Origin of the sequence: Paenibacillus sp. lzh-N1 (genome assembly GCF_002872435.1) — a bacterium.
GTDB classification, from domain to species: Bacteria; Bacillota; Bacilli; order Paenibacillales; family Paenibacillaceae; genus Paenibacillus; species Paenibacillus polymyxa_C.
In genome coordinates this window covers 1,684,596-1,698,308 of the sequence record NZ_CP025696.1, presented here as the reverse complement: position 1 = coordinate 1,698,308, position 13,713 = coordinate 1,684,596, and the positions used below count along the sequence as shown (strand labels likewise).

Genomic DNA, 13,713 nt, shown 5'->3' with positions numbered 1-13,713 from the left:
TTAGTTGAAGTTTTGATCTGTACAGATAGGAAGTGAATTGATTTACTGTTGATAGTAGGAGGCTTCTTCATCGGTGAACTTCAACATGCCGTCTTTTCTCTCCCCTGTAAGCCGACTCAAGACGTATAAACGCGGTGCAATGAGCCATAGGTGCCAGAAGAGTAAGGATACGGTAAAGGCTGGTGGAGACCAGAGAATGAATACGGCAGACAAGCAGATACCAATCCAGAGTGTATGTATGTGCACACGACGAAAAATCCTATAGCCTATGTACTGGTCTGTCATATAGCCTAGCCAAGGCAACCTGCGCTGGAATGCCCAGCGTTTGCGGAATGCTGTCCCACCACCTATGTATAGGACAGATCGCGAGATTACGAAGTGTACCCATAAGGTTAGGAAAAAGGCAAGAGCAAACAAAAATACACTGGTCCAGGAAAAGGCAAGAAGCAGAAAGAGAAGCATAATAACAGGCAGTGTGAGGTGACTCCATATCAGCTGACGCGGTATATTGATTTTTTTGATGAGCTTGTAGTGATAGTAGGTAGCTTTGGTTCCGGTTTCCTCTGTCATGCGAACAGTCCTTTCATTAATCTACTGCATCACAAGTGGCTTCCCGTCCACAGCCGGAAAAAAGGGACGGTACTTCGCTCATGCCGCTTTAATAAGCATCAATTATTTTTTTTGTAAGAGTATAGAACGACGACATCTAGCGTTAGCTAACCTATTCTATAATTACAGGAAAAGCTCTCACTGATGAAGTGTACAAAGGCTTCGATGAAAGGGCATCCATGCATAGAAGCTTTTCTTATTATATCGGCATATGCGGCTGTTTTTTTAAACATACGGGGTACAAACACCATAATAGCCCAAGGGGAATATATATAGAGTATATCGTCGAACTGGGCTATGAAAAGGTTTAAAATAGTAGAAAGTGACCCATACTAATAGTAAAAGAAACAAGGTGGGATGGATATGCATGATCAAGGTGACCACCGCTGCATCATATGCGGACAACACAAACATGAAGGCATTTTTATCGTTTCCGAGTTTATCTGTGATACGTGTGAAGCGGAAATGGTGCACACGGATGCAACTGACGCCAAATATCATTTTTTTATTGATCAACTAAAGCAAATTTGGGTACAGAAAAATGCATAATATCCTTCGCTAGCTAGTGTTTGAAGGATGGGCATTCCAAGGTCTGTCGATACGGGCCTTTTTTTCTGTGAGTAAAAGTAGGATTCCGCTTGATTTTACGATAAAATAGGGTAGATATAAAGCTTTGTTTGGAAGGATTGCAGAATGATGGGGAAAAAGGCGGTTCATGCACCATTAGTGGAAGCTCTAATACGTTACAGTTCTCAGGGAAATGCTTCTTTCCATGTACCCGGTCATAAAAATGGACAAGTCTATAGGCATGAAGAAATGGCGTCTCTGTTGCAAGAGGTGATGTCTATTGATGCGACGGAAATTACCGGACTGGACGATTTGCATCACCCAGAAGACGTAATCCGTGAAGGTCAGGAGCTGGCTGCGAAGTGCTTTGGTGCAGAAGAGAGCTTTTGGCTTATTGGAGGCAGCACAGTCGGTAATTTGGCTATGATTTTGACCGTATGCACGAAGCCAGGAGATGTACTATTGGTACAGCGAAATGTACACAAATCTGTACTGAATGGTCTCATGCTATCAGGGGCCAAGGCCGTATTCCTAGATCCAGAAATAGATACACTAAGCGGGCTGGCGGTTGCTCCATCGACAGACACGATAAAGGCTGCACTCAAGGACTATCCTTCGGCTAAAGGAGTGTTACTTACGCTGCCTAACTATTATGGGATGGGGCATGATCTGACTGCTACAGCTAAAGCTTGTCATGCAGCCGATGTGCCGTTGATGGTAGATGAAGCACATGGTGCTCATAATGGGCTGCATCCTCGTTTGCCAGTCTCTGCTCTTTCCTGTGGGGCTGATGTAGTCGTCCAATCGACACATAAAATGCTTCCAGCTATGACTATGGGCGCCATGCTACATGTGCAAGGACGGAGAATTCACCGGGAACTGCTCCGTCAGCGGCTGGCTATGGTGCAAAGTTCCAGCCCTTCGTATCCATTAATGGCCTCGCTGGATTTGGCAAGATGGTATATTGATGCTTATGGCACGGATGCCTTTACAGAGGGCTTAGCGGCAGCAGACGCTTTTAGAAAGGGCCTGGCGCAGCTCCCACGCTTTCGCTTGGTAGAGCCTACACAGCAGGCAAGTGAAGAGTGTGACGCTCAGAAGGGGATCTCTGAGGCCCTGGAAAGGGCTGAGGAGAGGACAAATGGTTACTCAACTCAGGACCCTTTTAAAATGGTGCTGTATGATACATGGGGTGTACTAGATGGGTTTGGATTAAAACGTGAGTTGGAGACTTACGGATGTATTCCAGAGATGAGTGACGAGAAACATGTGGTTTTATTGTTTACGTTAGGCTCTATAGCTAGGGATGTGAGTCACCTGTTGCAGGCTCTTGTGCATATAAATAATGATATAAGATTTAAGGGGACGGCGGAGGAGCCGGAGTTAGCGGGGAAAGAGCAGCAGAGGCTAGAATTAGATTTTTCCACGTGGAACAATGATGGAATGAAGGCTTACTCTAGTCCGGTGCAGTTTGGGCTTCAACCGATTGATCCGGATCAGATGGAGAGCGTGCCTGTAGAGGAATCAGCTGGTAGGACAGCTGCTGAAATGATTATTCCGTATCCTCCAGGCATTCCACTGCTATATGCAGGGGAAATGATCACAGAAGCGATTGCTCTGCGGATGGTTCGTCTACGTGAGCTGGGAGCTAAATGGCAAGGGGTAGCAGATGAAAGTATGCTTACGATTCGGGTATTCCGTTTACAATAAAGATTAATACTAGAGAATTAACAAATACAGAAGACTGGATAAAAGAAGCATACGCAGCCTGTGGGTGACTTTTATTTTTCAGGCAGGAAAGCAGGGAATAACATGAATCGCAAAGGCATTTTTATTACGCTGGAGGGGGGAGACGGCTCCGGTAAAACAACCATGATCCAACGACTGGCAAAGTATATGGAGGAAGAAGGCCATCCAGTCGTCACGACGAGGGAACCGGGCGGCATCGAAATTTCTGAAAAGATTCGTTCTATCATTCTGGATCCTGCTCATACCAGTATGGATGCCCGAACAGAGGCACTTTTATATGCGGCGGCGCGGCGCCAACATTTGGTGGAGAAGGTAAAGCCGGCTATTGAACAAGGAGCTATCGTATTGTGTGACCGTTTTGTGGACAGTAGCCTGGTCTATCAAGGGTTTGCAAGAGGAATCGGAATTGAAGAGGTAGCTTCGATTAATCGCTTTGCGGTAGATGATTGGGAGCCAGATGCCACGTTCTATCTGGATATTGAGCCCGAATTGGGGTTGGCAAGAATTAATGCGTCACGGGGAGAGGAAATGGATCGCCTCGATATGGAGAGCATATCGTTTCATCATAAGGTACGAGAGGCTTATCTGGAGCTGGCTCGCAAATTTCCGGAACGAATTACGATTGTGGACGCATCTCCCGCACCAGAGCAGGTAGAGCAAGTATTGAAGGATTTGCTGAAAAAGCGGTTTATTCAGAATTTTAGCGTATAATTGTCGAAGGATATACGGTAAAATTGAGCTAGGGACAAGGTGTCCCTAGTATGACTTGAAGGAGGAATACAGGATGAAGCTGATTATTGCGATTGTACAGGATAAGGACAGTAATAGATTATCCAGCGGACTGGTGAAGGCTAACTTCCGTGCTACCAAATTGGCCAGTACAGGAGGATTTCTGCGTGCAGGCAATACGACATTTATGATTGGTGTTGATGACAATCAGGTAGACTCGTTGATGAATGTCATTCGCAGCAGTTGCAAGGTACGTGAACAGCTGGTCACACCCGTTACCCCTATGAGTGGGACGACGGACTCTTATCTGCCGTTGCCTGTTGAAGTGCAGGTGGGTGGAGCGACAGTTTTCGTGATGCCTGTAGACCGTTTCGAGCATTTCTGAATCTACACAATAGAACCTATTTTGCCGATATGATAGTGGAAATGCCTGTTTCTCGCTCATGATGGGAATGAGGAGCAGATCCACTAAAACGGCAGCGCTACAGCGCAGCCCCCGGAAAGCCGAAGAGACTCCTGAGTTCTCTGTTGAACTGCCTTGAGGGAAAAGGGAAGCATCCGGGGAGAAAGCAGGTTTATATGAAAATAAATCCGGGCTACCGCCCTTTACACAGTACATTGTCTACAAACGAAACGAGTGCCAAGCCAATTCAACCGAAAAGCTTCTCCGATGTTATGCAGCAAAATGGGGAGCAGGCTTCGAAGGAGGAATTGAACCGGCGCTTTAAGGAAATTCAAATGCAGGGAGATCGTCTTGCTCGCTCAATGACGATTCGTGAGTTGAAGGCCTATAAGATGCTGGTCAAACGGTTTTTGGAAGATACAGTTCGGCGAGGCGTGTCTATGAAGGACACAAAGGGATGGGATCGTCGGGGACGCAGCAAGCGTTATAAGCTGATTGATGAAGTGGATGAGCTATTGCTCAAAATGGCAGATGAGCTGCTTGATACCGAGCAAGGGAAGATAGAGCTTTTGCAAGGAGTCGGTGAGATTAGGGGCTTGTTGATTAATCTTTCATTTTAAATGCAGTCTTATGTTATAAATGAATACAGACGGGCTGTTGCCACGATGAAATAATCTGCTTGCTGATCATGCTGGCAGATTATTTTTGACTATGTACATGTGGGCAAACGTAGTATGCAAACAGCAGTACAGTTATACTGAAGAACCATGATTTGAGGGTGAGATCATCGGACCAGCAACAAACTCGCCCGGGGAAACAACGATTAGCTGACGGTTCATCGTTGTTTTCAGTGGAGAAAGTGAGGAAATATGTCTTTCCAACATATATTGGGGCAGGATGTAGCCAAAAAAATGCTGCAGAGTGCATTGCGGAATCACACAGTCAGCCATGCTTATGTTTTTAGCGGACCGCAGGGAAGCGGACAGATGAACATGGCACAGACCTTTGCCAAGGCTTTATTCTGTGAGAAACAGACGGATGATGCATGTGGGGAGTGCTTGTCATGCCGCAAGGTAGAGCACGGGAATCACCCGGACTTGCACATTGTAGAGCCTGATGGGGCAACGATTAAAATTGATCAGATTCGTGGGCTTCAACGAATATTTTCATACAAATCTGAAAGCTCCAACCCTAAGGTATATATCATTCGGCAGGCGGATACCATGACAGTGCAAGCTGCTAACAGCCTGCTTAAATTTTTGGAGGAGCCTCAGATTCCTGTGGTCGGTATACTCATTTCTGAAAATGGACAGGCGTTGCTGCCTACGATTCAATCGCGGACACAGCAGGTACCTTTCCACGCTTTACAGCCGGAAATGATGATGCAGGCGTTAATTGGGGAAGGCTATACGGCAGGACTTGTCCGGTCAGTGGTTCATATGGCTTCCGGACTGGAATCATGTAGAGAAATTCTCCAGCAGAATTGGTTTGCAGAAATTAGAAACGTAGTGTTACAATTAGTGAAGGAGTCCATGAGCCGGGGGAGTTCGTCGATTATTCTGGCTCAACAGAAGATTTTTAAAACTGGACTTTCTGAACACCTGGATATTCTGTTTCATCTGTTTCATTTGTGGTTCAAAGATATGCTTCATTTCCGTTACGGAAGGCACGAAAGCATTGTTTTCATAGATCATTTGGAGTCCGTCTCCAAATTGGCAATCACCCGCAGCACGGAACAATGGGTCTCTTATATGGATTTGGCCGCGAATTGCAGGAAGAAGCTCCGTTTTCACGTCAACGGACAATTATGCGTGGAGCAGCTTCTGATTGGGTTGTCCGATACAAGCGGTTCTATCACCGGCTAACAGGAAGGCGCGCTTGTTCCACTCTGCACAATCCGCGACGCCAGGTTCCCGGTTTGTGCGACAGTGAGACTTCAATTGCGGCCATTCGTACAATGTCGGCTACAAATGAGGTTTAGTGGCATACAAGGGGGTTAATTTTTGTATAGTGTAGTGGGTGTCCGTTTCAAGAAGGCGGGCAAGACTTATTATTTTGATCCGCTGGACCTTCCAGTGGAGAAAGAAAACTGCGTCATAGTAGAGACCGCACGCGGGATTGAATATGGCAAGGTTGTGGTGGGCAAAAAAGAAGTAAATGATTCGGATGTTGTCCTACCCTTAAAAAAAGTCATTCGTATTGCCGGAGATGATGACGCTCTTGTTGTAGAAGAGAATAAATTGGCGGCCAAGGATGCATTCGGTACGTGTTTAAATAAAATTAAAGACCATAACCTTAAAATGAAGCTGGTAGATGTGGAATTTACATTTGACCGCAATAAGATCATTTTTTATTTTACGGCTGAGGGTCGAGTTGATTTTCGAGAGCTTGTAAAGGATTTGGCCAGCATTTTTCGTACACGAATTGAGCTGCGGCAGATCGGAGTACGGGATGAGGCTAAAATGCTTGGTGGAATCGGACCTTGCGGACGTATTCTGTGTTGTTCCTCATGGCTGGGGGATTTTGACCCGGTATCTATTAAGATGGCGAAGGATCAGAGCTTGTCGCTGAATCCGACGAAAATTTCCGGGTTGTGCGGAAGATTGATGTGCTGTCTCAAATTTGAACATGATAACTACGAGAGCATGCGAGAAGAGCTACCTCAGGTAGGTAAGATGGTTATCACTTCTCTGGGAGAAGGAAAAGTGGTAGGTGTCAATGCAGGCCATCGTACGGTACATGTTCAACTGTTTGAGATCAGTAAGGTCAAGGAACTTCCAATGGACGATGTAGTCGTCAAGTAAACCATTAGGTTGCTTCGGGGTGGAAACTTGGATAAATTAAATGTTTTTGCGCGTATTCACGAAATGGAAACCCAAATGGGACAGTTGCATAGCGATCTGGGTGAATTGAAACTGGCAGTAAAAGAGCTGCTGGAGGAAAATCAACGACTAACGATTGAAAACGAACAGGTGCGCAAGATGCTCAAACGTGAAACCTCTGGAGAAGAAAAGACGGCAAGCAAGCCGAAACTTCCTCCTCCGATCGTCGTTAAGGATGAAGAGGAAACGGGTGAGGTCGTGGGCGAAGGCTACGACAATCTGGCAAGGCTGTATCATGAAGGATTTCATATATGCAACGTGTATTACGGACATTTGCGAACAGAAGGCGATTGCCTCTTCTGTCTGTCATTTTTGAATAAATAAAAACAAGCCGTAGGAGCAAGATGCCTACGGCTTTTTTGTAAGGAAGTATGAGTAAAAAGCGATTTAGGTTATAGGATGGGAGAGCATTATGTACGAAAATGAAAAGAAGTCTGAACGAATTGATGATCTGCTTTCACATAATCTGCGTATTATCCAAAGTGATGAAGTGTTCAGCTTTTCGATGGATGCGGTCTTGCTGGCACGGTTTGCAGGTATTCCGCTTCAGCGTGGGAAGATTCTCGATTTGTGTACGGGCAATGGGGTTGTTCCCATACTGTTGACGACACGCACCAAAGCATCTATTGAAGGAATTGAGATTCAACCACGCCTGGCAGATATGGCTAGACGGAGCGTGAGTTTGAATGGATTAGAAGATGCGATTGAGATTCGGGAAGGAGACTTGCGTGAACTGGTTCAAATCACGGGACATGGCGCGTATGATGCAATTACTGTGAATCCTCCCTATATGCCGCTAAATGGTAGCGATATCAAGCTGAACCCTCACCAGGCCATTGCGCGTCATGAAGTGAACTGTACACTGGAAGAAGTCATTCAGGCATGTTCTCGGCTTGTCCGAAATGGGGGGAAAGTATCAATGGTTCACCGCCCACAGCGGCTGGCTGAGATTATATCCTTGATGCGCAGTTATAGCCTGGAACCCAAGCGGATACGTTTTGTTCACCCACGGATTCATATGGAAGCGAATATGGTACTTATTGAAGCGATGCGTGACGGCAAACCGGAGGTTCGCCTATTACCCCCACTCATTGTATATCAGGAAGATGGGAACTATACTCAGGAAATAAGAGAAATCTATGGAGAAGTAAGTAAGGAGGATTCAGTGTGACAGCAGCTGTACAAAAAAGCTTTAGTAACCGTGAAGAGGAACGGGGAAAGTTATATCTCGTTGCCACACCGATTGGCAATCTGGATGATATGACCTTTAGGGCAATTAACACCCTAAAGTCATGTAATATTATCGCTGCCGAGGATACGCGACAGACACGCAAACTGCTCACACATTTCGACATCACGCCGGAAATGCTCTTCAGTTATCATGAACATAATAAGGCTGCCAGTGGGCCTGAACTGATACGTTATATAATAGAAGGAAAAAATTTGGCACTGGTTAGCGATGCAGGTCTACCGGCCATTTCTGATCCTGGTTCGGATCTGGTCAAGCTGGCACTTGAAGCAGAAATCAGTGTTATTCCTATCCCAGGGGCAAATGCGGCACTATCGGCTTTAATTGCCTCAGGACTGGATACAGAGAGGTTTACCTTCGCCGGTTTCCCACCAAGGGAGAAAAAGGATCTAGAGAAGTTATTGCTATCATTTCGGGTATCCCATGGCACAATTCTTTTTTATGAATCGCCTCACCGTATTGTAAGGACATTGACAGTATTAAAGGAAACATTAGGATCACGCAAAGTGGTGCTTGCCCGTGAGCTGACCAAGCTGCATGAGGAATGGGTGCGTGGAACGGTGGAGCAGTGTCTTGCAAAATTAGAGGAAAATCCGCCGCTTGGTGAATACTGTCTAATCGTTGAGGGGAAAAACGAAGAGGAAGAAGAACAGGAGCGGCAGGCATGGTGGCAGGACTTATCTTTGGAGTCTCATGTCGCGCATTACGAGTCAGAGGGGCTTACTCGCAAGGATGCCATGAAACGTACAGCCACAGACCGTTCAATTTCCAAGAGGGACGTGTACAACGCACTCTTATGAATACGTGTCTAAACAAAAAAGGGCCTTCCAACGGTTGGGTTCAAACCGTGGAAGGCAACAAGGAGTATATATGAAAAAGGTTAGAATTAACTCTCTGATAAGTCTATTATATACTAAAATTCTCAGTTTGTCACAGGTGTTGGGATTTCAGAAATGCAATCTTGGCAAACAATTTTCCCTTTGAAGTAAATTACGTTCTCAGCATTGCCGCAGAAGATACAAGCAGGCTCGTATTTTTTAAGCATGATGCGCTCGCCATCAACGTAAATTTCCAAAGCGTCTTTCTCTCCGATTCCCAGGGTACGGCGCAATTCGATTGGAATAACAACACGTCCGAGCTCGTCAACTTTTCTTACAATACCAGTGGATTTCATCATAATAAATCAGGCTCCTCTCGCCGTTTAAAATAATATAAGTGTCATGATTCGACAAAATTTTCTCTTTTCTGATATTTACTATACCAACGATTCCCAAAACAGTCAACCTTAAAAAAGTAGTAACAGCCTAATTATGCAAAAGTATTTAGAACAAAGAGCTTTATTCATGTGAATTACCTTATTTTACGAATGATTTGTCTTGTGTGTCGATTTGGAAATGTCGAAAAGTGATAATTCGACAAAATACGACAAACGATGTCGAATAAGGGAGGGCGTTTAGGATTTTATTGTATTTTAATCCATTATTCCGAATATTAAAGGAGCTGATATCTTGCACCAGCCACTCAGTGAAGAAAAAGTTTTTAAGGACCCGGTACATAATTACATCCATGTTCAGGATACTGTGATATGGCGATTGATCAATACGCCGGAGTTCCAACGGTTACGACGCATTCGGCAGTTAGGCACATCTTATCTTACGTTTCATGGAGCGGAGCACAGCCGGTTTTCACATTCACTGGGCGTATATGAGATTACGAGACGTATTATTTCTCAATTTGAACGTGGAGATTTTCCCGACTGGCCCAAGGAAGAAAGACTGATTGCTCTGTGTGCCGCTTTGTTGCACGATGTGGGGCACGGTCCATTTTCTCATTCAATTGAAGAAGCCTTTCATATGAACCATGAGGATTGGACATGCCGCATTGTACTGGGGGACACGAAGATCAACGCTGTGCTACGGCAAGTTGATGAGATGTTGCCCCACAAGGTCGCGGCGGTTATAGCCAAAACGTATGATAAGCCGATTGTTGTCAACTTGGTAACAAGCCCGCTGGATGCTGACCGTATGGATTATTTGTTGCGGGATGCTCATTCAACAGGTGTTAACTACGGAACAATTGATTTGGATCGTATTTTACGTTTGCTGCGTCCCCACAATGGGAGAATTGTCGTAAAAGAGTCGGGTATGCATGCAGTAGAGGATTATCTAATGTCACGCTATCAGATGTACTGGCAAATTTATTTCCATCCTGTAACACGCAGCTCAGAAATCCTGTTACGTAAAATTTTCAAGAGAGCTAAGGAATTGTTCAAAAACGGATATGAGTTTGGTTTTCTGTTGGATCCGCTGCCCGATCTATTAAAGGGAGAGCTAACAGTGGAGCAGTATTTGATGCTGGATGAGTCTTTGATTCAGACGGTATTTAGCCAATGGAAACGAGAAAAGGACGAAATTTTAAGTGATTTGAGCAGCCGTTTTATGGATCGTAGATTGTATAAATATGTAGAGATTGAAAATATGGATACAGATACCGTTGACCATATTCGAGAGGCTTTGGAAAAGGCTGGCTTGCATCCTGAATATGATCTTGAAATTGATTTTCCGACAGATCTTCCTTATGATGTGTTTCGGCAGGGCGGTTCAACGGACAACCAGATTTTACTGCTTGGACGTCAGGGCGAGGTGCGGGAAATATCCGAAGTTTCAGAAATTGTACGCTCAATAAGTGGCATTCACCGAGGAAAATATCACATGTATTTTCCCCAGAATAAATTGAACGGGGTAAAAGAAAGGCTTCCTGCCGAAATAAGGAATTATTTTGTCAAACAATAGACAAATATATAGAAATGTAAGTAAGAAAAGGAGATGAAAACCTTGGATTTATTCGACACTCATACTCACCTAGATGCGCCACAATTTGATGAAGACCGTGAAGAAGTTATAGCACGTGCTGTCGAATCAGGAGTAACACGGATGATCAATATCGGATTTAATCGTGAGACCATTCCATCCACCATGAAGCTGGCTGAGACGTATGATTTTATTTATGCAGCCGTTGGATGGCATCCGCAGGATGCCATTACAATGCAGGAGGGTGATTTAGAATGGATTGCATCGTTATGCAGTCATAAAAAGGTTGTAGCGATCGGAGAGATCGGTCTGGATTATTATTGGGATACATCACCAAAGGATGTGCAGCAGCGGGTACTTCGAAATCAAATTGGCCTGGCACGTGAGCTCAACATGCCAATTGTTATCCATAACCGGGATGCACATGAAGATATTGTGAGGATTTTACGTGAGGAAAAGGCGGGCGAGATTGGCGGAGTCATGCACTCCTTTTCTGGGAGTTGGGAGACAGCTAAAATGGTGCTGGATATGGGTTTCCACCTTTCCTTCGGCGGGCCCATAACGTTCAAAAATGCCAAGCAGCCAAAAGAGGTGCTGGCCCAGGTACCGTTGGACCGTCTGCTTATTGAAACGGACGCGCCTTACTTGACGCCTCATCCGTTTCGTGGGAAGCGAAATGAGTCGGCACATGTGAGATTGGTAGCAGAGGCAGCCGCCCAAATTATGGGAATTACGGTGGAGGAATTGGTATCCATTACGACCCAAAATGCCTTGGAACGATTTGACATTCAGTGAAAAAGCGAAAAAATCAATCAAAATAAAGAGATAGACGGAGCTAATTATGATTTTGTTGCAGGAAACTCGAGAATATTACAATTTTTTAACCGAATATTTTGAAAAATGTACTTGAAACCTGCTTTACAACATGCATGGAAACAGGATATCATCTTTTCAGTGAATTGTTGTTGAGTGTAAACATCAACAAATCATTTCATGAACCAGTCTCGCTGAGTCCCTTTTACAGGGAACGGGGGAACCGATATGGCTTACAGTACGTCCGGCGTATGTGCAAGAGATATTATCTCTTCAGTAGCCGGCTCGACCGAAATTCATTTCCTGGATGGGATTGAACAGGTAGAGAAGCCGTATTTCGATTTCTTTCTGGGTCTTCGGGGTGAATGTGAAGGCGACCGCCATGAGCGGTTGACCTAAGCTAGGGCGACTCTCTACGTCCGAACCCGACAGCTAACCCCGTAAGCGTAACAAGAGAGAAGCCATCTCGTGCATGAGTTTTCCCGCATATTCACACATGTCGGAAGCCACGAAAGAGCTCTCTAGTCTCTTTCTTTGGCTTTTTTTGTTGTGAATAAAAGAAAATCTGTCATCATACTGTGGTTAAACAGGGGAGGACAGCATGCCGCGAAGACGGGTACATGGTGCAGGACAGTCGCAGTACGGGCTTGTCTTGTAGAAAATCTGTTATAGTCACGTCAACGATCAACTATGTCTTACTCCAGACGGCGGGCTATGTAAGGAGGACGGAGGAAATGGGCATTTTCCGAAAAGAGGAGACCCATGAGTCACGCTCATCCAGCATGTCTTACGTATTACGTTGGAAGCAAGAGAATGTGCGCCAGGCTGCTTTGGTTGCTATTTTTCTAATCGCACTAACGATTATGATTTCAATTCTGATGTACACGCAATCTAAAAAACAAGTCTTTTTTGTCATCGATGGTAAGGCATCTGCGGTAGAAACCCGGGAATCCAAGCTCCAAGATTTGCTCAATGAGCATTCTATTTCACTTCAGCCGCATGATACAATTTCCATGCCGCTAAACGGGGCAGTACAGGATGGGGATCGCGTAGTCATTAAACGTGCCAATCAGGTTAAAGTATCCTCAGGCAATGAGACGAAAAAGCTGTACACAACAGAAAATACAGTAGAGGGTGCCATTCGCACTTCGGGCTATAAATTATCATCAACGGATAAAGTTTACCCTGCGTTGGATGCCTCTGTTTCATCTAACATGGACATAAAAATCGTCCGTGTAAAGAAACAGCAGGTCGAACAGAAAAAACAAGTGCCTTATCAGGTCATCAAAACGGCAGATCCAAGTCTCTATAAAGGCGATAATCGAGTCATTCAAAGTGGCAAATCGGGTGTGGTAGTCCAGCATGTTCAAAAGGTATACCATGATGGAAAATTGGTGTCCAAACAGCTGGTCAACAAGGAAGTCGCACAAAATCGTGTGGATAAGGTAATTGCGGTAGGGACTAAGAAAAAACCGGTCGTTCTAGCTGCTTCCATCGGCCCTAAAGATGCGGTTAAGGCTACAAAGGTTAGTTCGGGCAGTGCTGTCCGTAAAGCAGGTATTAATTTTAATTATAAAAAAGTTTTACAAAATGTCTCCATGACGGCGTACTCTGCCCAGGAGCCAGGTATCGGTACACGTACCGCCTCCGGCACGCGTGTCACGGAAGGACGCACCATCGCTGTCGATCCGAATGTAATTCCCATCGGCTGGTGGGTGTATATTGAAGGGGTAGGCTTCCGCCGTGCGGAGGATACCGGTGGCGCGATTAAAGGCCACAAAATCGATGTGTATTATGAGAGTTTAAGCCGGGCTAACCAATTTGGTCGTAAGCACGGTAAAACCGTATATGTTATCGGACCTGTAAAGCCGGAAATCAACTAAAACAGGTTGTGTATGTTGA

15 protein-coding genes and 1 riboswitch are annotated in these 13,713 nt (G+C 45.1%); of the genes, 13 read left to right on the top strand and 2 right to left on the bottom strand.

The window, feature by feature from the left end; all coding sequences use genetic code 11:
* Positions 1–42: 42 nt before the first annotated feature.
* Positions 43–570 carry a hypothetical protein gene (locus C0638_RS07680; RefSeq protein ID WP_013368654.1) on the bottom strand — a complete coding sequence of 176 codons (528 nt, stop codon included), beginning with the start codon at positions 568–570 and terminating at the stop codon, positions 43–45.
* A 402-nt stretch (positions 571–972) separates the two neighbouring features.
* Between C0638_RS07680 and C0638_RS07675 the strand changes: the two genes are divergently transcribed.
* The 10 genes from C0638_RS07675 to rsmI all read left to right on the top strand — a co-directional run bounded on the left by C0638_RS07675 (position 973) and on the right by rsmI (position 8,988).
* Positions 973–1,158, top strand: coding sequence for a sigma factor G inhibitor Gin (locus tag C0638_RS07675; RefSeq protein WP_013368656.1), 186 nt, complete (start codon positions 973–975; stop codon positions 1,156–1,158).
* 144 nt (positions 1,159–1,302) lie between these two features.
* Positions 1,303–2,886, top strand: a complete 1,584-nt coding sequence (locus tag C0638_RS07670; RefSeq protein WP_058710677.1) for an aminotransferase class I/II-fold pyridoxal phosphate-dependent enzyme — start codon at positions 1,303–1,305, stop codon at positions 2,884–2,886.
* A 102-nt stretch (positions 2,887–2,988) separates the two neighbouring features.
* On the top strand, positions 2,989–3,636 hold the full coding sequence (gene tmk / locus C0638_RS07665) for a dTMP kinase (RefSeq protein WP_013368658.1): 648 nt from the start codon (positions 2,989–2,991) through the stop codon (positions 3,634–3,636).
* Positions 3,637–3,709: 73 nt separating this feature from the next.
* Positions 3,710–4,039 (top strand): cyclic-di-AMP receptor, encoded by a 330-nt coding sequence (locus C0638_RS07660; protein WP_007427998.1) that lies wholly within the window; start codon positions 3,710–3,712, stop codon positions 4,037–4,039.
* Between the two features lie 194 nt (positions 4,040–4,233).
* On the top strand, positions 4,234–4,677 hold the full coding sequence (locus tag C0638_RS07655) for a YaaR family protein (RefSeq protein ID WP_013368659.1): 444 nt from the start codon (positions 4,234–4,236) through the stop codon (positions 4,675–4,677).
* Between the two features lie 249 nt (positions 4,678–4,926).
* The gene (holB, locus tag C0638_RS07650; RefSeq protein WP_025676587.1) at positions 4,927–5,922 is read left to right on the top strand and encodes a DNA polymerase III subunit delta'; all 996 of its coding nucleotides are present in this window, start codon (positions 4,927–4,929) and stop codon (positions 5,920–5,922) included.
* 138 nt (positions 5,923–6,060) lie between these two features.
* Positions 6,061–6,861, top strand: a complete 801-nt coding sequence (locus C0638_RS07645) for a PSP1 domain-containing protein (RefSeq protein WP_013368662.1) — start codon at positions 6,061–6,063, stop codon at positions 6,859–6,861.
* A gap of 27 nt (positions 6,862–6,888) precedes the next feature.
* On the top strand, positions 6,889–7,263 hold the full coding sequence (yabA, locus tag C0638_RS07640) for a DNA replication initiation control protein YabA (protein ID WP_013368663.1): 375 nt from the start codon (positions 6,889–6,891) through the stop codon (positions 7,261–7,263).
* An 88-nt stretch (positions 7,264–7,351) separates the two neighbouring features.
* Positions 7,352–8,110: a tRNA1(Val) (adenine(37)-N6)-methyltransferase gene (locus C0638_RS07635; RefSeq protein WP_058710676.1), complete on the top strand. Its 759-nt coding sequence runs from the start codon at positions 7,352–7,354 to the stop codon at positions 8,108–8,110.
* Positions 8,107–8,988, top strand: coding sequence for a 16S rRNA (cytidine(1402)-2'-O)-methyltransferase (gene rsmI / locus C0638_RS07630; protein ID WP_025676583.1), 882 nt, complete (start codon positions 8,107–8,109; stop codon positions 8,986–8,988). The genes C0638_RS07635 and rsmI overlap by 4 nt, the downstream gene beginning before the upstream one ends.
* A gap of 122 nt (positions 8,989–9,110) precedes the next feature.
* Here the strand turns inward: rsmI and C0638_RS07625 are convergent, their stop codons facing one another.
* A complete protein-coding gene (locus C0638_RS07625) occupies positions 9,111–9,365 on the bottom strand; it encodes an AbrB/MazE/SpoVT family DNA-binding domain-containing protein (protein ID WP_007428005.1) in 255 nt (84 codons plus the stop codon).
* Positions 9,366–9,696: 331 nt separating this feature from the next.
* Here C0638_RS07625 and C0638_RS07620 point away from each other — a divergent pair, with 331 nt between their 5' ends.
* The 3 genes from C0638_RS07620 to C0638_RS07610 all read left to right on the top strand — a co-directional run bounded on the left by C0638_RS07620 (position 9,697) and on the right by C0638_RS07610 (position 13,694).
* Positions 9,697–10,980, top strand: coding sequence for an HD domain-containing protein (locus tag C0638_RS07620; protein ID WP_025676582.1), 1,284 nt, complete (start codon positions 9,697–9,699; stop codon positions 10,978–10,980).
* 42 nt (positions 10,981–11,022) lie between these two features.
* Positions 11,023–11,793 (top strand): TatD family hydrolase, encoded by a 771-nt coding sequence (locus C0638_RS07615; RefSeq protein ID WP_082689622.1) that lies wholly within the window; start codon positions 11,023–11,025, stop codon positions 11,791–11,793.
* Positions 11,794–11,993: 200 nt separating this feature from the next.
* A riboswitch (cyclic di-AMP (ydaO/yuaA leader) is annotated at positions 11,994–12,274 on the top strand.
* A 271-nt stretch (positions 12,275–12,545) separates the two neighbouring features.
* Positions 12,546–13,694 (top strand): resuscitation-promoting factor, encoded by a 1,149-nt coding sequence (locus C0638_RS07610; RefSeq protein ID WP_058710674.1) that lies wholly within the window; start codon positions 12,546–12,548, stop codon positions 13,692–13,694.
* Positions 13,695–13,713: the final 19 nt, after the last annotated feature.

Bases quoted from the DNA above. Each gene is read 5' to 3' on its own strand.
- C0638_RS07655 (WP_013368659.1), top strand. From the start codon at position 4,234: ATGAAAATAAATCCGGGCTACCGCCCTTTACACAGTACATTGTCTACA.
- C0638_RS07660 (WP_007427998.1), top strand. From the start codon at position 3,710: ATGAAGCTGATTATTGCGATTGTACAGGATAAGGACAGTAATAGATTA.
- holB (WP_025676587.1), top strand. From the start codon at position 4,927: ATGTCTTTCCAACATATATTGGGGCAGGATGTAGCCAAAAAAATGCTG.
- C0638_RS07610 (WP_058710674.1), top strand. From the start codon at position 12,546: ATGGGCATTTTCCGAAAAGAGGAGACCCATGAGTCACGCTCATCCAGC.
- C0638_RS07625 (WP_007428005.1), bottom strand. From the start codon at position 9,365: ATGATGAAATCCACTGGTATTGTAAGAAAAGTTGACGAGCTCGGACGT.
- C0638_RS07680 (WP_013368654.1), bottom strand. From the start codon at position 570: ATGACAGAGGAAACCGGAACCAAAGCTACCTACTATCACTACAAGCTC.
- tmk (WP_013368658.1), top strand. From the start codon at position 2,989: ATGAATCGCAAAGGCATTTTTATTACGCTGGAGGGGGGAGACGGCTCC.
- C0638_RS07675 (WP_013368656.1), top strand. From the start codon at position 973: ATGCATGATCAAGGTGACCACCGCTGCATCATATGCGGACAACACAAA.
- C0638_RS07635 (WP_058710676.1), top strand. From the start codon at position 7,352: ATGTACGAAAATGAAAAGAAGTCTGAACGAATTGATGATCTGCTTTCA.
- C0638_RS07670 (WP_058710677.1), top strand. From the start codon at position 1,303: ATGATGGGGAAAAAGGCGGTTCATGCACCATTAGTGGAAGCTCTAATA.